The sequence below is a fragment of the Mycobacterium numidiamassiliense genome, assembly GCF_900157365.1.
GTDB classification, from domain to species: Bacteria; Actinomycetota; Actinomycetes; order Mycobacteriales; family Mycobacteriaceae; genus Mycobacterium; species Mycobacterium numidiamassiliense.
Window position 1 is genome coordinate 551100 of the sequence record NZ_FUEZ01000003.1, and the last position, 24651, is coordinate 575750.

The window sequence follows — 24651 nt, forward strand, 5'->3', positions numbered from 1 at the left end:
AGCTCTCGACCGACCTCAGCAAAATGCCAAAGGAGCCAAGACCATGGGGTTCACCAAGCCGTATCTCCCCGATGTCGATCCGGATACCTTCCTGACGAAGCCACTGATGGAACGAATGCGGATCCTCGCCATCGATTGGGCCGAAAGCGGCTTCGGCTCACCGAAGATGATTCACGCCATTTACATCGTGAAGCTGGTCGTGTTCTTCGCGATCGGCGGCATCACCGTTGCGACAGCGACATCGGGGCTGCCCGCCTTCTGGCATGTGAACGAATGGTGGAACCAACCGATCGTCTATCAGAAGGTCATCCTGTGGACCGTGCTCCTCGAGACCATCGGCGTGGCCGGCTCCTGGGGCCCGTTGGCCGGCAAGGTCAAGCCGATGACCGGGGGCATCCTGTTCTGGGCCCGACCGGGCACCATCCGGCTGCGGCCATGGAAGTGGGTGCCGGGCACGGCGGGTGACCGCCGCACCTGGTTCGACGTCGGCGTCTATCTGGCGCTGCTGGCGAGCTTGGCCATGGCCCTGCTGTCGCCGGGCGCGCACAGCGAATCGCTGTCGAAAGCGTTGCCGTACAACATGTCTGGTCTGGTGAACCCCGTCCTGCTGATCGCCCCGATCGCTCTGCTGACGCTGATCGGCCTGCGGGACAAGACCATCTTCCTGGGTGCTCGCGGCGAGCAGTACGTGCCGGCGCTTTTCTTCTTCGCCGTGCTGCCGTTCGCCAACATGATCATTGCGCTGAAGATGCTGATCGTGGTCGTCTGGGTGGGCGCGGGCTTCTCGAAGTTCGGCAAGCACTTCTCCAACGTCATTCCGCCGATGGTCAGCAATACGATATTCGCCCCCAAATGGGTGCGCCGGGCTCACTACCGCGACTTCGGACGGGACATGCGGCCTTCTCGACTGGCGGACTTCATGGCACACGTCAACGGCACCACGGTCGAGATCGCTGCCCCGCTGATCCTGCTCTTGTCGACGAACAAGTGGGTGACGTTGGCCGCGGTGCTGCTGATGGTGGGCTTCCACCTGTTCATCATCTCGACCTTCCCGCTGGCGGTGCCCCTGGAATGGAACGTCGTCTTCGCCTACACCACGGTCTTCCTGTTTCTGGGCTTCCCGAACTGGAACGGATACGCCCCGTGGAACATGACGCCGCCCTGGCTGGCCCTGGTGATCGCCGCGGGGCTGCTGTTCTACCCGATCCTGGGCAACCTGCGACCCGACAAGGTCTCGTTCCTGCCCTCGATGCGGCAATACGCCGGCAACTGGGCCTCGGCGGTGTGGACGTTCGCCCCCGGCGCCGAGCGGAAGCTCGATCGGGTCACCCGCACCGCGTCCAACCAGATCGACCAGTTCGTCGCGGCCGGCTACGAGCCCACCTGGGCCGAGATCACCCTGCAGAAGACCATCGCGTGGCGCAGCATGCACAGCCAGGGCCGTGGCCTGTTCTCGCTGCTGATCAGCCACCTGCCCGACATCGACACCCGCACCGTGCGAGAAGGTGAGTTCGTGTGCAACTCACTGATCGGATTCAACTTCGGCGACGGACACCTGCACAATGAAGACTTGATCCGCGCCGTGCAACGTCAAGCAGCGTTCGAGCCGGGCGAGTGCGTCATCGCCTGGGTGGAGTCGGAGGCCTTTGGCAGCGGTGTTCAGCATTACCAGTTGATCGACGCTGCGCTCGGGGTGACCGAGCGCGGTACCTGGAAGGTGGCCGATGCGGTGTCCGAACAGCCCTGGCTCCCCAACGGCCCCATCCCCACTAGCGTGATCTGGTCGCTGCGCGGCGGTAACAAGTACGGAGCGCTGGCATGAGTACCGCAGTCGTGGTGGGCAGCGGGCCCAACGGGCTCGCTGCCGCCATCTCGCTGGCCGCCAACGGCGTGCAGGTCACTGTGGTCGAGGCCGCAGACCACATCGGCGGTGGCACCCGCAGCAGCGAAGCGATCCTGCCGGGGCTGCTCCACGACCACTGCTCGGCGATTCACCCGATGGCCGTCGGCTCGCAGTTCATGCGGCACTTCGACCTGCAGCGGTACGGATTGTCCTGGCGGTGGCCGGAAATCGATTGCGTGCACCCCCTCGACGACGGCAGTGCCGGGGTGCTGCACCGCTCGGTGGAGCAGACCGCCGCCGGCCTCGGTCGCGATGGAGCACGGTGGGGGCTGGCATTCGGCTACCCGGCGTCCGAGTTCGACACGCTCAGCGAGGACATCATGGGGCCACTACTGCGGCTACCACATCATCCGCTCAAGCTGGCCCGGTTCGGTGCTCCCACAGTGCTTCCCGCGTCGACTTTCGCCCGCGTGTTCCGCACCGAGCAGGGCCGGGCGTTGTTCGGAGGTGTTGCGGCCCATGCCTTCCGGCCGCTGCACTACCCGATGACGTCGGCGATCGGGATGGGCATCATCGCCGCGGGACATCGGCACGGTTGGCCGGTGGCCGCGGGTGGTTCGCAGGCGATCGCCGACGCCATGGTCACGCTGCTGACCGACCTGGGCGGCAAGGTCGAGACCGGCGTGCGGGTGCAGAGTGCATCGCAGCTGCCGCCCGCGGACGTCACGATGTTCGATCTGGCGCCGAGCGCGGTTGCCGGGATCCTCGGTGATCGTCTGCCGCGCCGGGTTTCTCGTGCCTTCACCAGGTTCCGGCGTGGTCCCGGCGCGTTCAAGGTCGACTTCGCCGTAGAGGGCGGTGTGCCGTGGACGAACCCGGACGCGCATCGTGCCGGCACCGTGCATGTGGCCGGGACCTTCTCCGAGCTTGCCGCGACCGAGCGGGACGTCCACGCCGGCCGCATGCCGGAGCGCCCGTTCGTGTTGGTGGGTCAGCAGTATCTGGCCGACCCGCAACGGTCGGTGGGCACTACGCATCCGGTGTGGAGCTACGCGCACGTCCCCAACGGCTACGCCGGCGACGCGACCGAGGCGATCACCGCCCAGATCGAGCGCTTCGCGCCCGGCTTCCGGGACCGCATCGTCGGCCACGCCGTTCGTTCGACGACGCAGATGGCCACCTACAACGCGAACTATGTCGGCGGCGACATCATGACCGGGGCCAAGGACATCCGCCAGCTCACGTTCGGACCCCGAATCACGCTGTCGCCGTACACCATTGGCGTGGCCGGCATGTACATCTGCTCGGCGGCCACCCCGCCCGGTCCGGGCGCGCACGGCATGTGCGGCGCCAACGCCGCCAATCTCGCGCTCGCTCACCTCGCGCGCGGTTAGCGCGGTTAGAAGGTCACCACGACCTTGTCGGCGGCACCCGGCGTGCTGGCGAGGTCGAGCGCTTCGCCGATGTTGTCGAATCCGATGGTATGGCTGACGATCAGCGCGTATTTCTCCCAGTTCGCGACGAGATCGGCAGTCACCTGGAAGATTTCGTCGGGGTAGCCCATGCTGCCGACGATGGTGATCTCGTGGCTCATCACGTTGATGAACTCGACGGGCACCGGCTCCTTGTGCACCCCGACGATTCCGAGGGTGGCGCCCCGCTGCGCGGCGGCGAGCGCGGTGTTGATGACGGCAGGCACTCCGGCGGCGTCCAGGTAGATGTCGGTGCCGGCCTTGCCGCCAAACCTCGACTCCCCCTCGCCGTGCAGGTCGACCAGCCGCTTGACGACATCCTCATCGGCGGAGTTGATGACGGCATCCGCCCCGATTTTCAGCGCCTTGTCCAGGCGGGAGGAGATGAGATCGATGACCACGACATGTTTGACACCAAGGGATTTGAAGGCCAGCGTCGCGCCCAGCCCGATCGGGCCCGCACCGAAAATGGCGACCTTGTCCGACGGTGTGGGCCTGCACTGGTTCGCCCCGTGGCGTGCGACGGCCATCGGCTCGTTGAGTGCGGCGACCTCCCACGGGACGTAATCGGGAATGACCTCGAGACTTGTTCCCCTAACCGCGTTTTCGATCAGCAGGTAGTCGGCGAGGGCCCCGGCGGCTCCCCCGTTGCCGATGATGCCGCTGGGGGCGGCCATGGGATTGATGACGACGTGATCGCCCACGGCGATGCCGGCGACGTTCGCGCCGACCTCGACGACTTCACCCGCGGGTTCGTGACCGAGCGGCGTGTGCCCTTGGCGTGGCGGGACGCCGCCGATGGTGATGTAGAACGCGTCGGAGCCGCAGATGCCACACGCGCGCATCCGGACGAGCACGTCGCGGGGACCGGCCTGCGGGCGGTCGGCATCCAGGACTTCGGCCTTGCCCGGGCCGGTGACTGTGGCTGCTTTCATGGAGGCTTTCACGGCGTGCCCTCCAATTCGATGGCGAAGGTATCGAGGTATTCGGCGAACACCGGCTTGAGTTTTTCGACCGAAAGACCGTATTCGTCGAGCCGGTAGGTGTTGAGCGCGAACAGATCCTGCGGATGCTCGGCGAGCCAATTGCGCATGCGCCCTTCGGTTTCGGCAGTCAGCGGCTCGTCGGTCCATTCGTAGATGCGGTGCATCACGTCCATCGGGTCGCGCATCATCTCGTGGTAGTACATGTGGAAGAAGCGGTCGTCCCCGATGCGGTCGCGGGCGCGCAGTGGCCGGTCGACGTGGTAGCTCATCTGCCACATCGCGGCGTTACCCATTTCCGTCTGGTCCAGCATCTCGGTGTTCATCACCAGGCTTTGCGGCAGCCGCCACAGGTTGCACAGCGAGCCCGTCGCCTTGTACGGGTCGCGGTGCGCCCAGATCAATCGCGCATCGGGGAACACCTTCAGCAGCGCTTCGATGTGTACCGAATGCGACGGCATCTTCAGGCTCCAGGTGCCGGGCGCTTTCGATTGCAGGACTTGCAGATAACGCTTCTGGTATTCGTAGGTGCTGCTCAAGTCGGTCTCGTCGAAGAGCCAGCGCGCGTAGCGATCCGTCGGGAGGAAAGAGTCCCAGGACAGGCCCTTGAAGTCCTGGTTGTGGATGAACATGTCCTCGGTCGGGCCGTCGGCGTCTTCCCAGTGCGGCAGCGGCATTTTCGCCTGCTTGACCATGTCCACGATCTTGCGCTGCTCCTCGAGCAGGGCCAGGCAACGCGGATCGGTGCGCAGCGTCTCGGTGGTGGCCGGCGGTATCGGGTCCACGCACTGCCAGTGCAGCAGCGATCGGCGTGCCGGGTCCTGGTCGAGTAGGTAGCTGATCACCGTGGTCCCGGTGCGCGGCATGCCGAGCACGATCAGCGGCCGCTCGACGGGCGCGTCGAGCACCTCGGGGTGAGCCTGAATGTAGGCATGCACCTGCATGCGCCGCCCCAGCGCGTCGGTGGCGTCGCCCAGCACACGTTCGCGACCGAACGCGGTAAACACCGGCGAATTGTTGAGCTCGTCGAGCATGAGCGTCAGCCCGTCGCGCCACGAGTCGGAGTCGATCTCGCTCACCCCGGTGCGCTGGGCGGCCAGCTTGAAGATGTCGTCCGCGGTTGGCGCGCCGTCGAATTCGCTCATGTCAGGCACCTAGACCGTCAGGTATCCGCCGTCGACGGCGATGGTGGCGCCGGTGATGTACGAGGCGGCTTCGGTACACAAGAACAGCGCCGCGCCCGCGCAGTCCTGCGGTGTCCCTGGTCTGCCCAACGGGGTGTGGAAGCCGATCTCGACGTCCATCACCTCGGGAATTCCCATGGCCGGGTGCGTCATTCGGGTGTCGATCAGCCCGGGCGCGATGGCGTTGACCCGGATTCCGTCGTTGGCCCATCGTCGGGAGAGGTTCATCGTCAGCGAGAGCAGCCCCATCTTCGACGAGCCGTACCCGGGGACGAAGATCGCCGAGCGGAACGCGGACATCGAGACAACGGTGACCACACTCGCGCCGCCGGGGGCCTGGCTGGCTGCCAGCCGCTCATGGCAGCGCATGGTTAACCGCATGGGGCCCAACATGTTCTGCGTCACCGACGCGACGTAGCCGTCAGGGTCGTATTCGTCGCCCGCGGGATACGGGCCGCCCGCGTTGTTGACCAAGATGTCGAGTTCGCCGAGCGAGCCCGCCAGCGCGTCGACGGATTCGGGATCTTGGATCTGGCACTGCCGGTAGGAGAACGCGCCGAGTTCGACGTCGGAGTAATCGGCGGTTGATCCACGGGTGCCGGTCACCGTGACCGCGGCGCCGGCCTTGGCGAACGCGGTGGCGATGCCGTGACCGATACCGCTGGTGCCGCCGGTCACCAGCACGTTGGCGCCGGCGAAGTCAAAACTGACGGAGTTCATTCGTGCGCCCTCAATTCGTTGATTGATTTGTTGAGCCAGGCCCTTTTCCAGAAGTTGCCGGTGTCGGCGAGCAGCGCCTCGTGGGCGTCGGCGGCCGTCGCACGCGCCGCGCAATGCTGGGGTTCGGCGGCCAGGACGAGGTCGGTCAGGTGCAGCGCCTGCACGGGCTGCCCGGCATCCAGGCGAGCTCGCGCCGCCTCGACCAGCGCATCGGCCCCGGCGGCGCTGACCACGTCGGACACGACGGAATCGGCTGCAACACCGTATAACTCGGTGGTGGAGCGGTGCTGAAACCAGCCCGCGTACATCTCCCAGATCGCTCGCACATTCCACGAGGTCTGGCCGTAGCCCTCGCCGACGTCGAGATGCTGGGGCACGGTGACCTCACGCATCGCCGTGTAGACATCGACGCCGGAATTCATCAGCTCGACGGTGCGCTCGTGCACGGCCTGCATGGCGTCGCGCATCGCGGTGACTTCCTCGGCGATGCGGTCGGCGCCCTCGATGGGCGCGAAGTGGCCGGTGATCAGTTCCCGCGGACCGTAGGCCAGCACGGTGTTGAGCGACTCGATGTAGAGAATCGGGTCGCGATAGCGGTCACCGCGGATGGTCATCAAATTCGGAACGTGGCCGAATAACGGTCCGAACAGGTTACCGCTGAACAGGATTCGATCCTCGGGCAGCCACACCACGACGGCGTCGGTGGTCTCACCGCCCGGCGTCCAGGCCAGCTCGAAGGTGCGTCCGCCGACCGTCAGCTCGTGGCCGTGATCGAATGTCGTGGTCGGTTCGGGGAAGGAGAAGTCGATGGTCGCGGGATCGATCGTCTTGAAATGCTCGAGCACCGCGTCGGAGAACTTCTGGAAGGCAAACGATGTCTTGGGCACGCGATAGCCCATGAGTCGTTCGTTGTCGTCTCGCCAGTATCGGTAGTTGCGGTGCATCACGATCTCGGTGTCGGCGTCGCGCAGCGAGTTGACCCCGCCCCAATGATCGGCATGCCCCTGCGTGACGAGGATGGCCCGCGTCGGGCCGGCCACCTCGGCAAAAGCGTTCCGGTGCAGCGGGCCTTCGAAGACCAGCCCGCTGTTGACGATGACCCGCCCCTCGTCGGTCGCGACCGCGTAGGAGTTGGAGACGCCGGGCGACATCCAGATGTGATTGCCCAGCGGTATCGCCGACGTGTCGGTCGCCGCCGCCAGGTCGGCGGCTCCGGGACGCTCCCGATGAATGCCAGCCATGACTGGGGATCCTCTACAGTTCTAGAGGTAAAGTCAATAACCATGGGATTGCAGGGTCTGAGAGACAAGGTTGCCCTCGTGGTGGGCGGCGCCACCGGGATCGGTGCCGCGACGGCGGCGCGCCTCGGCGACGAGGGCTGCCGTGTCGTCATCGGCGACGTCGCCGCCGACGCCGCAGCGCAAACGGCTGCGCGGATCACCGCGGGCGGGGGCACGGCGACGCACGTCGTCTTCGACCTGGCCGAGCCCGCGTCGGTTTCTGCCCTGATCGATACCGCCGCAACGACTTTCGACGGCATCGACCTGATGTTCAACGTCGGGGCCGACATGAGCACGATCCGAGCCGACACCGACGTGGTCGATATCGACTTCGACGTGTGGGACCGGGTGATGGCGGTCAACCTGCGCGGTTACGTGGCCGCCATGAAATACGCCATCCCGAAAATGCTCGCTCGCGGCGGCGGGGTGATCGTCAACATGTCCTCGGCGGCGGCGTTCCAGGGCGAGCCCGCGCGGCCGGCTTATGCCACCGCGAAGGCCGGAATCGGCGCACTGACCCGGCATGTCGCCTCGAGATGGGGCAAGGAGGGCATCCGCTGCAACGCCGTGGCGCCGGGCTTTACCGCGACCGATGCCATCCGCGCGGTCCCCCAGTGGCCCGAGCTGGAGGCGGGCGCGCTGAAACGCATCCGCGGACAGCGCGTCGGCTACCCCGCTGACATCGCCTCGCTGGTCGCCTTCCTGCTCTCCGACGAGGGCGCCTGGATCAACGGTCAGGTCCTCAACATCGACGGCGGAACCGTCCTCCGCTGATCATGACTGCCCGAAACGTCACCCGGAAACGCAACGGCGACGAACGCCGGCGCGAACTGTGCGACGCCGCCATCCAGGTGCTGGCCGAACACGGATCCCGCGGTCTGACGCACGGACGGGTGGATCGTTGCGCGAGGGTGCCCGAGGGCACGACGTCGTACTACTACCGCACCCGCGCGGCCCTGCTGCGCGGTGTCGGCACGCGCATCGCCGAGATCGACGTCACCAATCTTCAGTCGGTGATCGACGAGCCGCGGGATCCCCTGTCGCCGTTCGCGCATCTGGCCGAGCTCGTCATGATGCAGGCCGACGGAACCGGGCTGATGCTGAACCGCGCGCGCCACGAGTTGTTGCTGGCGGCGGTGCGCGACCCCGATCTCGCTGCGACTTCGCAGGCCTTCGGCGCCCGGATCAACACCATGACCCACGAGGCCACCGCCCACCTGCAGCCGGGCACCGACGACCCCGCCCTGCTCGACGCCCAGACGACGGCGGTGACCACCTTCATCGCGGGCGTGTTCACGCGGCTGATCGGCGGCGACCGCACCATCAACGACGCCGGGCAACTCGCCCGTTTGCTGGAGGCCGTCGCCACCGCGGTGTCGCTGCAAGCTCAGCGAACTTAAGCGTCCGACGAAAACGCCGGTGTAGCTGCGCGACTGCACCTACCCTTATTGCCGACGCTGGATCACTTTGAGGATTGGATGCACATGAAGCGATCTCTCGCCGCTGGCCTGTTGGCTTTCGCGGGGTTAATGACGACCGGAGTTGGCGTCAGCAACGCCGACACGATTCAGACCGAGGGCAACTACCAGACTCGCCAGGCCTGCCAGGACGCGGGCCCGGGCGTCAGAGCCTCCACACCGGGAAACTGGAACAACTTCTGGTGCGTCCCGGATCGCAACGTCAACGGCAACTGGAAGCTCGTTCTGAGCAACTAGTACGAATAGAAACCCTCGCCGGTTTTGATGCCGAGCTTGCCGGCATCGACATAGGCCTGCAACAACTCTCGTACGTTTTCCGGTAGGTGCGGGAACTCGGCCGCGTAGTGGTTCTCAATGTCGAGCACCACGTCGAGGCCGACAAGGTCCATCATTCGAAATGGGCCGGCCGGCACACCCAAGTTGATCGTGAACATCCCGTCGACATCCTCGGGACGGGCCACGCCCTCGGCGACGACGGCCAGCGCCTCACGCTTGATGGCGGCCCAGATCCGGTTGAAGATGAAGCCGGTGCATTCCTTGCGCGCTTCGAAGGGATGCACGCCGAATTCGGGCAGCACCCTCAGCAGGGTGTCGAGCAGGCCCCGGTCGGTTTCACCGTCGGACATCAGGTCGATCGCGTTGAGCTCCGGTGGCATGTAGAAATGCATGTTGCACAAACGGCTTTTGTCGCTGACGTTTTCGGCCATCAACCGTGACGGGTACGACGACGAGTTGGTCGCGAAGATGGTGCCCGGCTGCGCCAAGTGGTCGATCTGTCCCCACAGCGGAATCTTGATGTCGAGCCGTTCCGGGACGGATTCAACGACGAGCCAGGCGTCGTCGAGCGCTTCTTCGAGTGTCGCAACACCGGTCACGACGCCGGCCTGACCGGAGCCGCGCTGCTCGAGGACCCGCGGAAGGGTTTGGGAGACATAATCGCTCGCCTCGGCCAGTTGCTCGGGCCGCCGGGCATAGATTCGCACCGGTCCACCGCGGGTGGCGAACATCAGGGCGATCCGGCGCCCCAGGGTCCCGGCGCCGACCACCGCGACCGGGCGATGCTGGATGTCTTCGAAGGTGTACGTGTACGAGCCAGTCACATACGCATGCTAAGTCTCCGCGGTTGCCGTGCCGCCGTCGCGATGTGACAAAAAATTGCGCTGGGTTGTCGTTCGTAGACAAACACCGGATTTCGTGGCTCGCGGTGCAGCCTGAATTCACCTGTGTCACTGCTGGCGGCGCGCAACTCTCCCACCCGAAATCACTTGTGTCACTGTGGTTTCAGTAGCTTCTGAGCGCGGCTTTTTGTCGGTGGGTGCGGATAGCTTGGCGGTATGAGTTCAGCCGCAGTTCCCGATCGGGAGGCATTGGTGGCGGCTTTCGATGCCTTCGATGCCGCGGTGGACACTGTGGTCGGATTCGATATCGAGATGTTGACCACGCCCGAGCTCTTGCCGTTGTTGCAACGCTACGAACGGGCGCGGCGGCGGTTACCCACGGGCGAACATGCACTGATCAACAAGCTCGCCCGCGAAGCCACGCCCGAGGAACTCGGCGGCACACTGTCGCATGCGGTGGCCGAATGGACCCTCATCACGCGCGCTGAAGCCGCCCGGCGAGTCCGCGAGGCCAGCGATCTCGGCGAACGTTGCGGGCTCACGGGCGAGCCCCTACCGCCGATGCTGCCGGCCACCGCAGCAGCACAGCGCGCGGGCCGCCTAGGCGCCGGGCACGTTTCCGTCATCCGCCGCTTCTGCCATCAGCTGCCGGGTTTCATCGACCTCGACACCCGCGAGCACGCCGAAGCCCAACTCGCCCGGCTGGGCTCGCAGTATCGGCCTGACCAACTCGCGCAGCTGGCCAACCGACTCACCGACTGCCTCAACCCCGACGGCAGCTACACCGACGACGACCGCGCCCGCCGACGCGGATTGACCCTGGGCAACCAAGAAACCAACGGGATGTCGGCGCTACGCGGTTGGATCACGCCCGAGCTACGCGCCACCCTTGAAGCGGTGTGGGCCAAGCTGGCCGCGCCCGGCATGTGCAACCCCACCGACGACACCCCGTGCGTGGACGGCGCGCCCACCCAGGACGCCATCGACCGTGATTCCCGCAGCTCCGCCCAGCGCCAGCACGACGGCCTCAACGCCGCCCTCCGCGCCGTGCTCGCCTCAGGCGAGCTGGGCCAGCACAACGGGCTACCGGCTTCGATCATCGTCACCACCTCGTTGGAAGACCTGGAGGCAGCAGCCGGAAGTGGAGTCACCGGCGGGGGCACGCGCCTGCCGATCAGCGATGTCATCCGCCTGGCTCGCCACGCGCACCACTACTTGGCCGTTTTCGACAAGGGCAAAGCCGTGGCGCTGCATCACACCAAACGCCTGGCTTCACCCGGCCAACGAATTGTCTTGTACGCCAAGGACCGCGGCTGCTCGGCACCCGGATGCAACCTGCCCGGGTTCTACTGCGAAGTGCACCATGTCACCGACTATGCGCACTGCCACACCACCGACGTCGACGATCTCACCTTCGCCTGCGGCCCCCACCACCGAATGCTGAGACCAACCGGCTGGACCACCCGAAAGCGCGCCAACGGTGATACCGAATGGATCCCGCCCCCGCACTTGGACCGGGGCCAACCACGCACCAATGCCTTCCACCACCCCGAGGAACTGCTGCTTGATGGCGACGGAGACGCGCTATAGCAGCGTGATCTGCTCCGGCTCTGGTTTGGCGGGCTCAAGCAGCTCGGGCCCATTGTTGCGCACACTGTTGACGAGCGTGGAGATCTCACGAATCTCGACGTCACGCACATCCGGCGCGCGGGCCAACAGCTCGGCATCGAGTGCGGCATCGGGATTCAGCCAGGAGTCCCAGTCGGGCTCGGCCAAAATCAGCGGCATCCGGTCGTGGATCTCGGCCAGCTCTCCCACGGCATCGGTGGTGATGATCGTGCAGCTGAGCAGCGGGTCGGCATCCTTACTCGGCTTCCACACCGACCACAGCCCGGCCATGAACAGCGTGTCGCCGTCGCCGCGGTGCATGAAGAACGGGGTCTTGGCGGTCTTCTTCCCCGCCGCGCCGTCGGCGTTGGGCCGCCATTCATACCAGCCGTCCATCGGCACCAGGCACCGCTTGTTCCTGGCCGAGCCGCGAAACGCCGGCGAGGTGGCCACCTTGTCGGCCCGGGCGTTGATCAGCAGCGGACCCTTGTTGTCCGGCGCGCCGTCGGGACCGGGCTTGACCCACGGCGGGATCAAACCCCAACGCATGAGCCGCACCCGCCTGGTCGGCTCGTCGTCCGGGTCGGAATGCCGACTGACCACGGTCGCGACTGTCGTGGTCGGGGCCACGTTGTAGTTGGGGGCCCCGGCATTGGGAGCGGCCTCGGTGGCCTCGTCGATCGCCTTGATCTTCTGGGCCAGCAGGGCCGGATCGGTCGTCACCGCAAACCGTCCACACATATCTCCCATGGTGGCAGAAGACGGCGACAGGCAATGATGGACGGGTGAGTACGTGGGCGGCCCCAAGGACATCGCAACCGGTGCACGCGACCGTGTCCGTTCCTGGCTCGAAGTCGCAGACCAACCGGACGCTGGTGCTGGCCGCGCTGGCGGCCGCACAGGGCAGTGGCACCTCGACGATCCGTGGCGCGCTGCGCAGCCGGGACACCGATTTGATGATCGGAGCGCTGCGCACCCTGGGCCTACGCGTCGATGGAGCCGGGTCCGACCTGACGGTCAGCGGTGGGATCGCGCCGGATGCCGACGCAACGGTGGACACCGGTCTGGCTGGAACGGTGTTGCGTTTTGTGCCGCCGCTCGCGGCGCTGGCCGAATCGGTGGTCGCGTTCGACGGCGACGAGCAAGCCCGGGCCCGGCCGATCGCGCCGCTGCTGGACGCGCTGCGCGACCTGGGCGTGGTCATCGACGGCACGGGTCTGCCCTTCCGGGTCCACGGCAAGGGGTCGCTCGCCGGCGGCACCGTGTCCATCGACGCGTCGGCGTCGTCGCAGTTCGTCTCGGGCCTGCTGCTGTGCGGTGCGTCGTTCACCGATGGGCTGACCGTGCAACACACCGGTTCGACGGTGCCGTCGGCGCCGCACATCGCGATGACGGTGGAGATGCTGCGGCAGGCCGGCGTCGACGTCGACGATTCGGTGCCCAACCGTTGGCAGGTGCGGGCCGGCAAGGTCGAGGCCCGGCACTGGGATGTAGAACCCGATCTGACCAACGCGGTGCCCTTCCTGGCGGCCGCAGTGGTCACCGGCGGGGCCGTCCGCATCACCGGTTGGCCGACGACGAGTGTGCAACCCTCCGAAGACATCCTGAGCGTGCTGGGCAAGCTGAACGCCGTTGTCACACAGGATGCTTCATCTCTTGAGGTGCGCGGCTCCGCGGATTACGGCGGCTTTGACGTCGACCTGCGCGATGTCGGTGAGCTCACGCCGTCGGTGGCGGCGCTGGCGGCGCTGGCGACGACGGGATCCGTGTCGCGCCTGTCCGGCATCGCCCACCTGCGCGGCCACGAGACCGATCGACTGGCCGCGCTGAGCGCCGAGATCAACCGCCTGGGCGGCGACTGCCAGGAGACGCCCGACGGTCTGGTGATCATCGCGACGCCGTTGCGCGCCGGCGTCTGGCGCGCGTACGCCGACCACCGGATGGCGATGGCCGGGGCCATCATCGGGCTGCGCGTCGACGGTGTCGAGGTCGACGACATCGGCGCCACCAGCAAGACGCTGCCGGAATTCCCGCAGCTGTGGGCGGGCATGCTGGAGTCCAGCGTTTGAGGCCGGGCGACTACGACGAATCCGACGTCAAAGTCCGGTCCGGTAAAGGGACGCGGCCCCGGACCAAGACGCGTCCGCAACACGCCGATGCGGAGTCCGCCATGGTGGTCAGTGTCGACCGCGGCCGTTGGGGGTGCGTCCTAGGGGGCCGCCCCGATCGCCGCGTCACCGCCATGCGAGCCCGCGAGCTGGGCCGCACGCCGATCGTCGTCGGCGACGATGTCGACATCGTCGGCGATCTGTCCGGTCGCCACGACACCCTGGCCCGCATCGTGCGCCGAGGTCCGCGACGAACGGTGTTGCGGCGCACCGCCGATGACACCGACCCCACCGAACGGGTGGTGGTCGCCAACGCCGACCAATTGCTGATCGTGGTGGCGCTCGCCGATCCGCCGCCGCGCACCGGCCTGGTCGACCGGACGCTGATCGCCGCCTACGCGGGCGGCCTGACGCCGATTCTGTGCCTGACCAAGACGGACCTGGCACCGCCGGAGCCGTTCGCCGAGCAGTTTGTGGATCTGGACCTGACGGTGGTGGCCGCGGGTGTCGACGATCCCCTGCTCGCGGTGGCCGAGTTGCTGCCCGGCAAGATCACCGTGCTACTCGGGCATTCCGGTGTCGGCAAGTCAACGTTGGTGAATCGTCTTGTGCCCGAGGCTGATCGGGCCGTCGGCGTGGTCGACAGCATCGGTAGGGGGCGGCACACCTCGACACAGTCGGTGGCTTTGCCACTAGGCGGGCCGCTGGGCGACTCGCTGCCGGGTTCCGGCTGGGTGATCGACACCCCGGGCATTCGCTCGTTCGGGTTGGCCCACATTCAGCCCGACGACGTACTCGCGGCCTTCGCCGATCTGGCCGAGGCCGCGAAGGACTGCCCGCGTGGCTGCGGGCACATGGGTCCGCCGGCCGACCCCGGGTGCGCGCTGGACGCGCTGACCGGGCCTGGCGCTGGTCGCGTCGCCGCGGCCCGGCGGCTACTTGCGGCGCTCAGGGAGACTTAGCCAGCCGCACACCGAGTTCATCGGGCGGCACGAGGTGCCCTTCGGCGCAACGGATTTCGACGGTCGCCTCGGCGCCGCAGCCCTGATGTGTGAGGCGTAGCCGGTTGCGGCCGGGCAGATGGCGTCTCCCCCACTCGAACATCGCCCAGACCACGGGCATGAAGTCGATGCCCGCGTCGGTAAGCACATATTCGTCGCGGCTGCGCTGCCCGGGTTCGCGGTAGGGTCGCCGGGTCAGCAGGCCGAGGTCGACCAGTTCGGTCAGTCGCGCCGAGGTGGCCGCCTTGGTGATGCCCACCCGGCGGGCGAAGTCGTCGAACCGGGTGGTGCCGTAGTAGGCCTCGCGCATGATCAGCATTGCGGATTTGGTGCCGACGGCCGCCATGGTCTTTTCGATCGCACACTCACCGACCGCGGACCATTTGTCGCGGTCGACCAGCGCGCCTTGCAGAAATGTCATCTAAATCACCTCCCCGTCTGGGTTGCTTTCAATATACCTAGATGTTTACCTGGGTATAGCTAGGACTACCCAGTGTTAGCTCAGGAGTGGACTCGAGGAGGAGCCATGACCAGTTACCAAGGCCGCGACGCCGTCATCGTCGGCGCAGTGCGCACCCCGATCGGCAAGGGCAAGGCCAGCGGGGCGCTGCACGACGTGCTGCCGGCCGACTTGCTGGCGCACAGCCTCCGCGAACTGGTGGCACGCACCGGTGTGGACCCGGCGCAGGTCGACGACGTGATTGCCGGCGCGGTGACCCAGGTCAACGACCAGGCCGCCAACATCGCCCGCAACGCGCTGCTGGGCGCGGGATTCCCCGAGTCCGTCCCCGGCGTCGCCATCGACCGGCAATGCGGCAGCAGCCAGCAGGCCATCAGCTTCGCCGCCCAAGGCGTGCTGGCCGGTGCGTACGACCTCGTGATCGCCGGCGGGGTCGAGTCGATGAGCCGGGTCCCGATGGGCAGCCAGGTGCAGCCGGGTAGCAACCCGATGGGCCAGGACATGACCCTGCGCTACCCCGACGGCCTGGTGCCTCAGGGGATCAGCGCCGAGTTGATCGCCGCCAAGTGGGGCTTCACCCGCACCCAGCTCGACGAGTTCTCCGCCGAGAGCCACAACAAGGCCGCCCGCGCCACCAAGGACGGGCTGTTCGACAACGAGCTGATCCCGATCGCCGGACTGGAAACCGACGAGATCATCCGGCCCGCCACCACGGTCGAGACGCTGGCCGCATTACAGCCGGCCTTCTACAGCGAAGCGGCCAAAGAGCGCTTCCCCCAGATCAATTGGGAGATCACGCCGGGTAACTCGTCGCCGCTGTCGGACGGCAGCGCGGCGGTGCTGATCACCACCAGCGAGACCGCCAAGAAGCTGGGCCTGCGCCCGCTGGCGCGGATTCACACCACGACCGTCGTGGGCTCCGACCCGCTGTACATGCTGACCGGGGTCATTCCGGCCACCGAAAAAGTGTTGCAGCGTTCCGGTTTGACGCTCGCCGACATCGACCTGTTCGAGGTGAACGAGGCGTTCGCCCCCGTGGTGCTGGCCTGGGCTCATGACACGGGCGCCGACCTGACCAAGACCAATGTCAACGGTGGGGCCATCGCTATCGGCCACCCGCTTGGTGCCAGCGGTGCCCGCATCATGACCACCATGGTCAACGCGTTAGAGCAGCGCGGCGGACGCTACGCCCTGCAGACGATGTGTGAGGGCGGCGGCATGGCCAACGCCACCATCATCGAGCGTTTGGGCTAGTAAGAGTCAACACAGGAACACAGAGCCCCCGCGCCTTGATGCGTGGGGGTGTTCTGTTGATCGTTGATCGCACTATTTGACTCGAAGCCCGTCGAGCAGGGCGTTCAGCGCCCGCACTCCTTGATCGCGCGCTACAAGTTGATCGGGTGCGTTTGCGATGAAGAGGGCGGCTTCGTCGGCAGCGGCGAGTAGGAGGTGCGCCAAAGCGTCAGTGGGCTGATTCGCCGCAAGGTCGCCTTCGTCGATGGCACGTTCAAGCATGGCGCGAATGGCTCCAAGTCCGTAGCGGCTTTCCAATTCACGCCACTTGACCCAACCGAGGACGGCTGGCCCGTCGATAAGCAATATCCGCTGAACATGAGGAGTGAGCGACGCATCCAGAAAGCCAATTAGGCCCTGCCGCAATTGGTTTAGCGCGCCGTCCGCAGGGTCGGCAAGGTTTTTTGCGGCTTCGATGACCAGGTCCTCTTCGACCGCGAGGAACGCCGCTTCGAATAGCGCCTGCTTATCCGCGAAGTGGTGATAGAGCGCACCACGGGTGCCGACGCCAGCCTCTGCAACTACTTCTTCGGTGCCCGTGCGGTGATAGCCCTTTTCGACAAACAGCCGTCGCGCGGCAGCAACGAGCGCAGCACGAGTGGCTTCTGCCTGCGCAGCCCGGCGCGCTTTCGTGTCTAGGGGCTCATCATCAAGCGCCACTGCGCCAGCCTATTGCACACAGGGCGTAGGTCACATACAGTCCGAATGTCACATACACTCTGTAGGTGATACCCATTCATTCAGCCTGACGTGGAGGTTCCGCGATATGTCTGCACCTGTTGATGTCGTCCGTAGGTTCTGCGCACTGATGGCGGGACGCGACGCAGAGGCGCTGCGACCGCTGATTGCCGACAACGCTGTCTATCAGAATGTCGGCATGCCAGCGTCCGACGGCGTGAATGCCATTGTTGAGAACATGGCGGCGCAGTTCGCAATGTTCCCCGACGCCTACGCCTTTGAAATCGTGAACATGGCCAGCGACGGACCAGTGGTGCTGACCGAGCGCCTCGACTACATCCAGGCACCGGACGGCAGCAAGCCGGCAGTCCCAGTGATGGGTACCTTCGTAGTCGGCGACGATGGGAAGATCACCCGCTGGACGGATTACTTCGACGTATCGCTGACCGTGAAACTCCTTCAAGGCGAAGACATTAGCGCCCTCGTCCCTTGTAGCGCCCACCCCTGAATTGCCGGTCTTTACGCTCACATTTGCGGGACCGTGCCCGGGTTCAGCCAGTTCAGCGAATCGTCGGTATGCCCTTTGTACTGCGGGCAGTAAGCGGCCACGGAAACGCCGACGAAGTAGCCGGATTGTTTCAGCGAGAGATCGGTTTCGTTCATCACCCGCATGGCCAGACGGTTTGAGTTTTCGCTTTCATCGAATGCGTCGCACGCCGCGTGAGCCATCGCAATCGCGTTGTTGCGGTCATGAATGACGATCCCGCGCTTTACCAGAGCCGCGACGAACGCATCATCGGTTTGATCTGCTGATGCTGGCGCTGCGGAAAGCAGCGCGGCGGCGGACAGCAAGGCTGCCCAGACTGTCGACCACTTCCCAGCACCGACGTTCATACCGGGTCGTGGCCTCCTAATCTGTGCGAGCCGATCGGCTTCGAGTCAAAGAACAATTATCTCACTCCGTTGAGCAAGGCGTTGAACGCCTCACCGGCCGCGCCTTGCTCGGGTGCAGAGCCGATTCCCGCGTTGCGCGCCAGGGCGCGGGATCGAGTCGTTGACAGCCGTCATTGACGGCCGTCAGCAGGTTGCCGTACCGTGCGTTCATGAAGTCAACGCAGACCTCTCGAAATGGCTGAATCACCAGTCGGGAGCGTCCGCGAGGTCCGACGACTTGAAACCCGGGCACGGCTGTTCGACGCCGCATTGGCGGAGATCGCACAGCGCGGATTGGCCGCAGCAGACGTTAGTGCGATTGCCGCTGCCGCGCGCGTAGTGCGAGGGACGTTCTATTTCCATTTCCCGACGAAAGAGCACGTCCTCGTGGAGCTAGAGCGCATCGAGGAGACCAGGATCATCAGCGAACTCGGGCACGCCCGGGGCGATTTGGTGACAGTGCTATCTCGGCTGGTGTCTCAGGTCCTTGGCGCTGAAATCCGCTTAGGGACATTGACTTTCCGCGACATGCTTGGTCTGCATTTCTCCTCATCGCGTCCGGTCGAAGACGAGTTGGCGCAGCACCCGCTTGCGGAGTTTCTCATCGGCGTGATTGGCCAGGCGCAAGACGGAGGCCGAGTCCGCGCGGATGCTGATCCTGCGGAACTCGCGACCTTCTTTCTCACCGGGCTATTCGCGTTGCTGGCAACCGGAGCACACGACGCCGAACTGCTACATCGCTACGTGATCACGATTGTCAAAGGAATGGAGAAGCCATGAACCGCACAAGCATCGAAGGCTACCGGGAGTTCTTGGCTAGACGAGATGGCGAGGCCGACCTGCTCAACCGAAGATTAGCCAACCGCGAAGAGTTCTTCCAGACGATCGAAGCCAATCCTGTCCGATCAGCCCATCCCGCCGACCGAACAAAATTCCTGCGCAACCTACGTCGCCGGCGTCCCGAACCCGGCCTAGACCAGAAGATGCTGTTCCTGCTCGCCACCGCGAAGCTGAATCAAGCAGAACGCTTTGGTGTCGGACTAGGTGAAACCTACGGGCTCAACAGCGACGAGAACGTGCCACCCGAGAACGTGTACCTCGAACTCGAAGAGCACTACCACACCCGATTGCTCGCCTATGCGCTCGAAGTGTTCGACCTGACGTTCCAAGTGGTTCCGCCGCCCTTCGTGATGCGACAGTTCGTCAAGACCGCAGTCTTTCTCCCCGACCGGCTCAACTTCACGTTCGTCGGAGCATCGGAAATGGCTGGGTGCATCATGTTCGACGAGCTGCGCCGCGTCGGCATGAAATTATTCGCCGACGAACCCGAAGTCTCCGAGCGCATCGAATTGCTCTACAGCGAAATCCTTACCGACGAGATCGGCCACGTCGGGTACTGCGCGTCGCGCTGCTCATCCGCAGAACGGGCGATCATGCGCCGCATCTACCCGTACATCGGGCGACTCTTCGCCCGACAAACCGCCGAAATCACGCTCCTCATTGACCCTAAGGAATTGCGCGAACGACTCGACCGGCCCTTCAATGTCGAAGAACTCACTGCCGAGTTGGACAACGAAACGTATCTGGTCACACACCCATGACGAGAGACCCCGATCGCATCATGTGCGCGGGCGCCGGCATGGCCAACGCCACCATCATCGGGCGGCTGGGCTAGGTCGGGAAATAGAGCCCGGGCCTTATCACGTTCGGGGGCTCTCGCTCTAGTGCTAGCCCCGAATCGGACGAGCATCGTCTCAGTTCTTTCGTAACGAGACAGACACATCGGTCGATTTCTTTGCAGGGCCGTGGCCGGTCTTGCCCTGCCTCCCATGAGGGATCAGTTCAAGAACGATCCGCAATCCTCGAACGCGAAATGGTAGCCCGCGCGGCTGCTGGTGTCCGGGCAACACGCGGCACTCAACGCCACGAGCCCACCTCGATGACATCTGAGGACCCCGACGCCGCGCTGCGGGACTGGCTGCGTGCCTATGCCAAGGATCACCCCCGCCGGGGGTTCCGGCCCGCTTATCACGATGCCCGTCGTGAGGGCTGGATCGTGAATCACAAAAAGGTTCAACGGCTTTGGCGCGATGAGGGACTACGTGTACCGCAGCGTCGACGGCGAAAGCGCCGCGGCAGTTCGACCGCGCCGCCTGGCCTAATTGTCGATGCGCCCAATCGCGTGTGGGCGGTGGACTTCCAATGCGACTCCACCACCGACGGGCGCACCCTAGATAGCGGCGGTGCCGATCAAGGTGCTGCGCGTTTTAGGGATGGACGTTGACTGTGGCCATCATGCCTAAATCTTCGTGGTCGAGTACGTGGCAGTGGTAGACGCTGCGGCCGGGAAAGGTGGTGAATGGGATTCGCAGCCGCACCCAGCCCTGGGGCGGGACCAAGACAACGTCTTGAGGTGTGCCGATCGGCGAGGTCCCATCGCTGCTCGCCAAGACGGTGAACGGCCATACATGCAGATGAAACGGGTGTGCCATAGGGGTGGTGTTGATGACGGTCCATTCCTCGATGGCCCCCAGCGCGACGGTCTGGTCGTCGCGCGCAGAGTCAAAAGTGCGGCCGTCGATGGTGAAAACTGTGGCCCCCGCGTCGTTGGCGCCGTCCATCCCACCGCCCATCGCACCCGCATCCGCACCAGTGGTCATGGCGAAGATAGTTTGACGCTGAGCGGTCACTGCCCCCATGGTTGGCGTTTCGACCGGCAGCGCGTCAGGCAGCGGCGTGAGGGGTTGAGTGACCGGTATCTGGGAAACGTCCATCGTGGCGAGCCCTGCGAACCCACTCGTGATGGTCATCGATCCCATGCTGCCGCGTTGGTAAGCGCGGGCACTGAGTTGGTAGCGACCGGGGGCGGTGGGGCGCACAAGGACATCGACGCGGTTACCGGGCCCAAGCAGCACCTCGTTTTTAGGCGCAGGAGCCGGCAAATAAGTGCCGTCACGAGCGATCTGAAACAGTTGGTGGCCCTGCAGACGGATCGCCAGCACCCGCGATACGCAACCGTTGATGAACCGCCAACGCTGCATCCCACCGGGGTCAGCGGGGATGGTCGGGCAATGTTGGCCATTGATCAACACCACCTCGCCTTCGCGTCCACGATCACGATCCATCGCGCTGGGTGCGGCAACCGTGCCATCATCAGCCAGGGTGATGTCGGTGACCATCAGTACGTGGTCGGCGGTCACATCGAGCGCAGGCGCTTGCCCCGGGGATGGGTCGATCAATAGCGCACCGACCAACCCGCCGAAGATTTGGTCAGCGACCATGCCGTGATGGTGCGGGTGATACCAAAACGTGCCGGCCGGATGATCCGGCGGAATCTGGATCAGATAGTCGAATGAAGTTCCTGGATCGACGCGCAGGAACGGGTTGTCGCTGTTGCCCAGCGGGGACACTCGCAGCCCGTGAGTGTGCAAATTGGTCGGTTTATCGAGACGGTTGGTCAAGCGCACGGCTAGCTCGTCGCCTGGACGTACCCGCAGCGTCGGCCCCGGCGAGCTGTCGTTGAAACCCAGCGCGTGAGTGTCCCGACCGGCCAGGCGGACCCCGGCTGCAGCGATGAGCTCCAGCTCCAGGCGCCCGTCTTTGCTGTCCACCATCGCCGGCTGATTCAGCTGATTGCCGGTATCAGCCGGGGACCACCGTTCCGTCCCGGAGCCTGCATGGCTGGCCACGGAGTCAATCGCGACTGCGGTGGCCGCGACGGCACCGATCCCACCCAGTATGAGCGCGCGGCGGCGACTGATCGGTACCGGTGTCATCTCAGGCCACGGCACCGGTCAATGCGACGCGTCTTGTGGTGCGCGTCAGCAGCGGGGTACCGACCTCTCGCTCCAACCGCTGCACCAACTCACTGAGCGTGGGCTGGCCCATGTGGAGCCGTTGTGCGGCTCGCCCAAAGTGCAGCTCGGTGGCCACTATCGTAAACGCCTCGAGCTGCCGCATTTCCATGCATGACAAGCTAATCGAGTCAAGCGGTGCGAGCACGTTCGACTTCTTTCATGAGCTGTCACGCCGGCTGGAGCACGATTCGGTTGCGAAACGGGTTGGCGCACAGTCTGCCCGGCGCCCCAGCTGAAACGATTCGCGTCCGGTCATTCAGCTGCCTTGGATGAGACGTTCAGAAATTCGCCGTTGCAGCGATTCCGGTCATGGCTTGGCACGCGGGCCCAGCGTGGCTAGGACTTGATGCACCGAGCGCACAGCGCTGGCGCCTTCGCCGACAGCAGCAGCGACGCGTTTCATCGATCCCGCTCGCACATCGCCGACGGCGAAGACGCCCGGCGCCGAGGTCTCAAATGGCAGCGGGCGTCGGCCCAGGTGAGGCCAGGTAGCGGTCAGCGCGGCCTCTGGTAACCCAGCGTCGGTTGGGATGAATCCGTGGTCATCTAGATAGATTCCATCCAGCCAGTCCGTAGGGGGTACGGCGCCAATGAAGCTAAATAGCGCCCGGCAGGGCAGCGTCTCGGTCGTTGCACCGGCGTTCTGGCTGACAGTGATCTCGCTGAGGTGCTGCTCGCCGATCAGCGCGCTGACTTCACTGCGAAGGCGAACGTTGATCAGCGGGTTGGCGCTGATGCGGTCGGCGAGATAGGCGGACATATCTTTGCGTATGTCCGCGCCGCGCACGATCAGCTCGACAATGCTGCCCGCTGCAGCTAAAAAGAGCGCGGCTTGACCAGCCGAGTTCGCCCCACCAACCACTGCCACCGGGTGTGGAGCAACCAGCCGCACCTCTAATTCCGTTGCCGCATAGTAAATTCCGGCGCCCTCGAATTCTTGCCAGCGGGGCAGCGGCAAGGTGCGATAACGCGCCCCCGTCGCTATTATCACCGCACGGGCGGCTACGTCGTTGCCGTCGGAAAGTTTCACGCTGAGCCCGTTGGCGCGGGTATTAATCGCAACCACTGCGCTCGGGCTGTTGAGTTGGGCACCGAACTTTTGCGCCTGGATGGTGGCGCGCCCGGTTAGCTCAGCCCCGCTGATGCCGGACGTAAACCCCAAGTAATTCTCAATGCGAGAGCTAGCCGCGGCTTGACCGCCAATTGCAACTGCCTCCAGCAGCAGCGAATCTAAACCCTCCGACGCGCCGTAGACCGCCGCGGCCAATCCAGCAGGGCCACCACCGACGATGACCAAATCACGTATGACTCCGCCCCGCCCACCTGGCGTGGGCTGATAGGCCAAACCCAGTTCTTGGGACGCTGACAGAGCCGTAGCGCGCCGCAGAGTCGTTCTCGGCGTAAGGAATACCGGCAGATCATCGGCCGTTATCGCGAGCGCCTCTGCAATCGCTGCACCTTCGGCCGTATCGGTGTCGGTAAATGTGTGTGGCACCTGCAGGCGCGCCAGCCATGTACGCAACGTCATCGTTGGCGCAGAAAAAGCGCTGCCAATGAGCTCCACACTGCGTGCGGCCTCACCGGTGCGCAGGCGCTGACGACGGGCCAGCAGAGCGCGAAGAATAAAATCCGACAGCTCGGTGTCGCGGTCCATTAGCTCGCGGAATCGCGCAGGGTTGATCTGAAGTATCGCGCCTGCTTCGACCACCCGAGTGCTCAAATAAGTCGCCTGTCCAGTCAGCAAGTTGAGCTCACCTAAGAACTGGCCTGGACCCAGACGCGCCAGTATCGCTTCGCTGTGTTCGCCGCTGCCCTCGCGAAAGGTTTCGACGGTGGCGCTCTCCAGAACGACCAGGTCATAACTGGCCTGGCCAGCTTCAAACAACAGCTGACCGACTTCGACGTGCGCCGCTGAAGCATAGTCACGCAACCGCGCAAGTTGGCCGTCATCGAATACCGGAAAAGCGTCGGTCCCGGTCGGTGAACTCATCCCTGCCCTCTTACGTCAACACGACACATCGAATTTCCAGTGTCTTGAAGATGGGTCTGGGGCACCCAGGAGCCAGATCGTGGTGCCATTGGAGCTGGTCGACCTCTCGTTGGCGCGGCCTCAACGACCCGCTGAGGTTTCCGACCAGTATCGCGTGGCGGGCCCGCTCATTACCAACGCGCTTTGACGTCTTTACCCGTGTCAACTGCCTGCAGCTAGGTTTCAGTTTCTTTTCTATACATCGAGGACGCTGTGCCTTGCCGCAGAGGCGGGTCAAAAAGCCGGCTTTGCGGCCCGCTAAGCCAGCGCCGTATCTTTTAATGACTCTCATTTATCGTGGACCAAATCGCGGGGTCCGGTCAACCCCTCATGGAGATCGCGGGCATGTTCTGAGACAGGAAACGATCACTCTCAAACCTTTAGTTGTGAGACGAGCAGTGCGAGTAGGCCGACGGTAGAGGGAAGCCCACGTCGACTGTCGAAATAGGCCAGCGGTGCCCGCATCATGACCAGCTTGGTCAACGCTCTCGAACAGCGCGGCAGTCGCTATGCGCTGCAGACGATGTGCGCGGGCGGCAGCATGGCCAACGCCACCATCATCGAGCGGCTGGGCTAGGCGGAGTCGCAGCCTGCCGCGGTGCCCGC

General features: G+C 65.0%; 23 protein-coding genes and 3 pseudogenes. 14 read left to right on the top strand and 12 right to left on the bottom strand.

All coding sequences use genetic code 11. The features are described 5' to 3' along the window. Nucleotides 1-43 precede the first annotated feature (43 nt). On the top strand, nt 44-1822 hold the full coding sequence (locus tag MNAB215_RS02415) for a DUF3556 domain-containing protein (protein ID WP_077078354.1): 1779 nt from the start codon (nt 44-46) through the stop codon (nt 1820-1822). Further along, a complete protein-coding gene (locus MNAB215_RS02420) occupies nt 1819-3237 on the top strand; it encodes a phytoene desaturase family protein (RefSeq protein ID WP_077077294.1) in 1419 nt (472 codons plus the stop codon). The genes MNAB215_RS02415 and MNAB215_RS02420 overlap by 4 nt, the downstream gene beginning before the upstream one ends. 5 nt (nt 3238-3242) lie before the next feature. Here MNAB215_RS02420 and MNAB215_RS02425 read toward each other — a convergent pair whose 3' ends face one another. Genes MNAB215_RS02425 through MNAB215_RS02440 form a run of 4 tightly spaced genes read right to left on the bottom strand, consistent with a single transcriptional unit; the run spans nt 3243 to nt 7443 of the window. After that, nucleotides 3243-4250 (bottom strand): zinc-dependent alcohol dehydrogenase, encoded by a 1008-nt coding sequence (locus MNAB215_RS02425; RefSeq protein ID WP_077077295.1) that lies wholly within the window; start codon nt 4248-4250, stop codon nt 3243-3245. Between the two features lie 8 nt (nt 4251-4258). Next, nucleotides 4259-5443: a sulfotransferase family protein gene (locus MNAB215_RS02430; protein ID WP_077077296.1), complete on the bottom strand. Its 1185-nt coding sequence runs from the start codon at nt 5441-5443 to the stop codon at nt 4259-4261. A gap of 9 nt (nt 5444-5452) precedes the next feature. Continuing rightward, the gene (locus MNAB215_RS02435; protein ID WP_077077297.1) at nt 5453-6202 is read right to left on the bottom strand and encodes an SDR family NAD(P)-dependent oxidoreductase; all 750 of its coding nucleotides are present in this window, start codon (nt 6200-6202) and stop codon (nt 5453-5455) included. Continuing rightward, entirely contained in the window at nt 6199-7443 is a 1245-nt protein-coding gene (locus MNAB215_RS02440; RefSeq protein WP_077077298.1) for an alkyl sulfatase dimerization domain-containing protein, read from the bottom strand. Before MNAB215_RS02440 ends, MNAB215_RS02435 begins: the two co-directional genes overlap by 4 nt. Nucleotides 7444-7485: 42 nt before the next feature. Here MNAB215_RS02440 and MNAB215_RS02445 point away from each other — a divergent pair, with 42 nt between their 5' ends. The 3 genes from MNAB215_RS02445 (at nt 7486) to MNAB215_RS02455 (ending at nt 9197) form a co-directional block, all read left to right on the top strand. Then, the gene (locus MNAB215_RS02445; RefSeq protein WP_077077299.1) at nt 7486-8256 is read left to right on the top strand and encodes an SDR family NAD(P)-dependent oxidoreductase; all 771 of its coding nucleotides are present in this window, start codon (nt 7486-7488) and stop codon (nt 8254-8256) included. A 2-nt stretch (nt 8257-8258) separates the two neighbouring features. Next, nucleotides 8259-8882: a TetR/AcrR family transcriptional regulator gene (locus tag MNAB215_RS02450; RefSeq protein ID WP_077077300.1), complete on the top strand. Its 624-nt coding sequence runs from the start codon at nt 8259-8261 to the stop codon at nt 8880-8882. Nucleotides 8883-8960: 78 nt separating this feature from the next. Beyond that, the gene (locus MNAB215_RS02455) at nt 8961-9197 is read left to right on the top strand and encodes a hypothetical protein (protein ID WP_077077301.1); all 237 of its coding nucleotides are present in this window, start codon (nt 8961-8963) and stop codon (nt 9195-9197) included. Here MNAB215_RS02455 and MNAB215_RS02460 read toward each other — a convergent pair. Beyond that, a complete protein-coding gene (locus MNAB215_RS02460) occupies nt 9194-10060 on the bottom strand; it encodes a 3-hydroxyacyl-CoA dehydrogenase family protein (protein WP_077077302.1) in 867 nt (288 codons plus the stop codon). The genes MNAB215_RS02455 and MNAB215_RS02460 overlap by 4 nt on opposite strands. Before the next feature lie 234 nt (nt 10061-10294). Between MNAB215_RS02460 and MNAB215_RS02465 the strand changes: the two genes are divergently transcribed. Further along, complete coding sequence (locus MNAB215_RS02465; protein WP_077077303.1) at nt 10295-11668, top strand: HNH endonuclease signature motif containing protein; 1374 nt, start codon at nt 10295-10297, stop codon at nt 11666-11668. Here the strand turns inward: MNAB215_RS02465 and MNAB215_RS02470 are convergent. Then, nucleotides 11663-12427 (bottom strand): SOS response-associated peptidase, encoded by a 765-nt coding sequence (locus MNAB215_RS02470; protein ID WP_077077304.1) that lies wholly within the window; start codon nt 12425-12427, stop codon nt 11663-11665. The genes MNAB215_RS02465 and MNAB215_RS02470 overlap by 6 nt on opposite strands. 44 nt (nt 12428-12471) lie before the next feature. Here MNAB215_RS02470 and aroA point away from each other — a divergent pair, with 44 nt between their 5' ends. Further along, complete coding sequence (gene aroA, locus MNAB215_RS02475) at nt 12472-13755, top strand: 3-phosphoshikimate 1-carboxyvinyltransferase (protein WP_077077305.1); 1284 nt, start codon at nt 12472-12474, stop codon at nt 13753-13755. Further along, nucleotides 13752-14756: a ribosome small subunit-dependent GTPase A gene (gene rsgA / locus MNAB215_RS02480; RefSeq protein ID WP_077077306.1), complete on the top strand. Its 1005-nt coding sequence runs from the start codon at nt 13752-13754 to the stop codon at nt 14754-14756. The genes aroA and rsgA overlap by 4 nt, the downstream gene beginning before the upstream one ends. Here the strand turns inward: rsgA and MNAB215_RS02485 are convergent. After that, nucleotides 14743-15216 carry a winged helix-turn-helix transcriptional regulator gene (locus MNAB215_RS02485; protein ID WP_077077307.1) on the bottom strand — a complete coding sequence of 158 codons (474 nt, stop codon included), beginning with the start codon at nt 15214-15216 and terminating at the stop codon, nt 14743-14745. The two genes, rsgA and MNAB215_RS02485, sit on opposite strands and share 14 nt — an antisense overlap. A gap of 105 nt (nt 15217-15321) precedes the next feature. On the opposite strand from MNAB215_RS02485, the gene MNAB215_RS02490 reads away from it, so the two are divergent. Next, nucleotides 15322-16509: a thiolase family protein gene (locus MNAB215_RS02490; protein WP_077077308.1), complete on the top strand. Its 1188-nt coding sequence runs from the start codon at nt 15322-15324 to the stop codon at nt 16507-16509. A 72-nt stretch (nt 16510-16581) separates the two neighbouring features. Here MNAB215_RS02490 and MNAB215_RS02495 read toward each other — a convergent pair whose 3' ends face one another. Beyond that, nucleotides 16582-17208, bottom strand: a complete 627-nt coding sequence (locus MNAB215_RS02495) for a TetR/AcrR family transcriptional regulator (protein WP_077077309.1) — start codon at nt 17206-17208, stop codon at nt 16582-16584. Nucleotides 17209-17314: 106 nt separating this feature from the next. Between MNAB215_RS02495 and MNAB215_RS02500 the strand changes: the two genes are divergently transcribed. After that, on the top strand, nt 17315-17734 hold the full coding sequence (locus MNAB215_RS02500) for a limonene-1,2-epoxide hydrolase family protein (protein ID WP_077077310.1): 420 nt from the start codon (nt 17315-17317) through the stop codon (nt 17732-17734). Between the two features lie 17 nt (nt 17735-17751). Here the strand turns inward: MNAB215_RS02500 and MNAB215_RS02505 are convergent, their stop codons facing one another. Further along, nucleotides 17752-18120: a DUF732 domain-containing protein gene (locus tag MNAB215_RS02505; RefSeq protein ID WP_077077311.1), complete on the bottom strand. Its 369-nt coding sequence runs from the start codon at nt 18118-18120 to the stop codon at nt 17752-17754. 234 nt (nt 18121-18354) lie between these two features. On the opposite strand from MNAB215_RS02505, the gene MNAB215_RS02510 reads away from it, so the two are divergent. The 3 genes and pseudogenes from MNAB215_RS02510 to MNAB215_RS02520 form a co-directional block, all read left to right on the top strand. Then, nucleotides 18355-18939, top strand: a complete 585-nt coding sequence (locus MNAB215_RS02510; protein ID WP_077077312.1) for a TetR/AcrR family transcriptional regulator — start codon at nt 18355-18357, stop codon at nt 18937-18939. After that, the gene (locus tag MNAB215_RS02515; protein WP_077077313.1) at nt 18936-19760 is read left to right on the top strand and encodes a hypothetical protein; all 825 of its coding nucleotides are present in this window, start codon (nt 18936-18938) and stop codon (nt 19758-19760) included. Before MNAB215_RS02510 ends, MNAB215_RS02515 begins: the two co-directional genes overlap by 4 nt. A 233-nt stretch (nt 19761-19993) precedes the next feature. After that, nucleotides 19994-20392: pseudogene (locus MNAB215_RS02520) on the top strand (IS3 family transposase); the annotation flags it as partial. A 34-nt stretch (nt 20393-20426) separates the two neighbouring features. Here MNAB215_RS02520 and MNAB215_RS02525 read toward each other — a convergent pair. The 3 genes and pseudogenes from MNAB215_RS02525 to MNAB215_RS02535 form a co-directional block, all read right to left on the bottom strand. After that, entirely contained in the window at nt 20427-21935 is a 1509-nt protein-coding gene (locus MNAB215_RS02525) for a multicopper oxidase family protein (protein WP_077077314.1), read from the bottom strand. Nucleotides 21936-21945: 10 nt separating this feature from the next. Beyond that, nucleotides 21946-22125 (bottom strand): annotated as a pseudogene (locus MNAB215_RS02530) (LysR family transcriptional regulator); the annotation flags it as partial. A 198-nt stretch (nt 22126-22323) separates the two neighbouring features. After that, nucleotides 22324-24006: an FAD-dependent oxidoreductase gene (locus MNAB215_RS02535; protein ID WP_077077316.1), complete on the bottom strand. Its 1683-nt coding sequence runs from the start codon at nt 24004-24006 to the stop codon at nt 22324-22326. 487 nt (nt 24007-24493) lie between these two features. Here MNAB215_RS02535 and MNAB215_RS02540 point away from each other — a divergent pair. Continuing rightward, a pseudogene (locus tag MNAB215_RS02540) lies at nt 24494-24622 on the top strand (steroid 3-ketoacyl-CoA thiolase); the annotation flags it as partial. Nucleotides 24623-24651 lie beyond the last annotated feature (29 nt).

Coding starts and splice junctions, on each gene's coding strand:
- MNAB215_RS02415 (WP_077078354.1), top strand. CDS start 44: ATGGGGTTCACCAAGCCGTATCTCCCCGATGTCGATCCGGATACCTTC.
- MNAB215_RS02420 (WP_077077294.1), top strand. CDS start 1,819: ATGAGTACCGCAGTCGTGGTGGGCAGCGGGCCCAACGGGCTCGCTGCC.
- MNAB215_RS02425 (WP_077077295.1), bottom strand. CDS start 4,250: ATGAAAGCAGCCACAGTCACCGGCCCGGGCAAGGCCGAAGTCCTGGAT.
- MNAB215_RS02430 (WP_077077296.1), bottom strand. CDS start 5,443: ATGAGCGAATTCGACGGCGCGCCAACCGCGGACGACATCTTCAAGCTG.
- MNAB215_RS02435 (WP_077077297.1), bottom strand. CDS start 6,202: ATGAACTCCGTCAGTTTTGACTTCGCCGGCGCCAACGTGCTGGTGACC.
- MNAB215_RS02440 (WP_077077298.1), bottom strand. CDS start 7,443: ATGGCTGGCATTCATCGGGAGCGTCCCGGAGCCGCCGACCTGGCGGCG.
- MNAB215_RS02445 (WP_077077299.1), top strand. CDS start 7,486: ATGGGATTGCAGGGTCTGAGAGACAAGGTTGCCCTCGTGGTGGGCGGC.
- MNAB215_RS02450 (WP_077077300.1), top strand. CDS start 8,259: ATGACTGCCCGAAACGTCACCCGGAAACGCAACGGCGACGAACGCCGG.
- MNAB215_RS02455 (WP_077077301.1), top strand. CDS start 8,961: ATGCACATGAAGCGATCTCTCGCCGCTGGCCTGTTGGCTTTCGCGGGG.
- MNAB215_RS02465 (WP_077077303.1), top strand. CDS start 10,295: ATGAGTTCAGCCGCAGTTCCCGATCGGGAGGCATTGGTGGCGGCTTTC.
- MNAB215_RS02470 (WP_077077304.1), bottom strand. CDS start 12,427: ATGTGTGGACGGTTTGCGGTGACGACCGATCCGGCCCTGCTGGCCCAG.
- MNAB215_RS02485 (WP_077077307.1), bottom strand. CDS start 15,216: ATGACATTTCTGCAAGGCGCGCTGGTCGACCGCGACAAATGGTCCGCG.
- MNAB215_RS02490 (WP_077077308.1), top strand. CDS start 15,322: ATGACCAGTTACCAAGGCCGCGACGCCGTCATCGTCGGCGCAGTGCGC.
- MNAB215_RS02500 (WP_077077310.1), top strand. CDS start 17,315: ATGTCTGCACCTGTTGATGTCGTCCGTAGGTTCTGCGCACTGATGGCG.
- MNAB215_RS02505 (WP_077077311.1), bottom strand. CDS start 18,120: ATGAACGTCGGTGCTGGGAAGTGGTCGACAGTCTGGGCAGCCTTGCTG.
- MNAB215_RS02510 (WP_077077312.1), top strand. CDS start 18,355: ATGGCTGAATCACCAGTCGGGAGCGTCCGCGAGGTCCGACGACTTGAA.
- MNAB215_RS02515 (WP_077077313.1), top strand. CDS start 18,936: ATGAACCGCACAAGCATCGAAGGCTACCGGGAGTTCTTGGCTAGACGA.
- MNAB215_RS02525 (WP_077077314.1), bottom strand. CDS start 21,935: ATGACACCGGTACCGATCAGTCGCCGCCGCGCGCTCATACTGGGTGGG.
- MNAB215_RS02535 (WP_077077316.1), bottom strand. CDS start 24,006: ATGAGTTCACCGACCGGGACCGACGCTTTTCCGGTATTCGATGACGGC.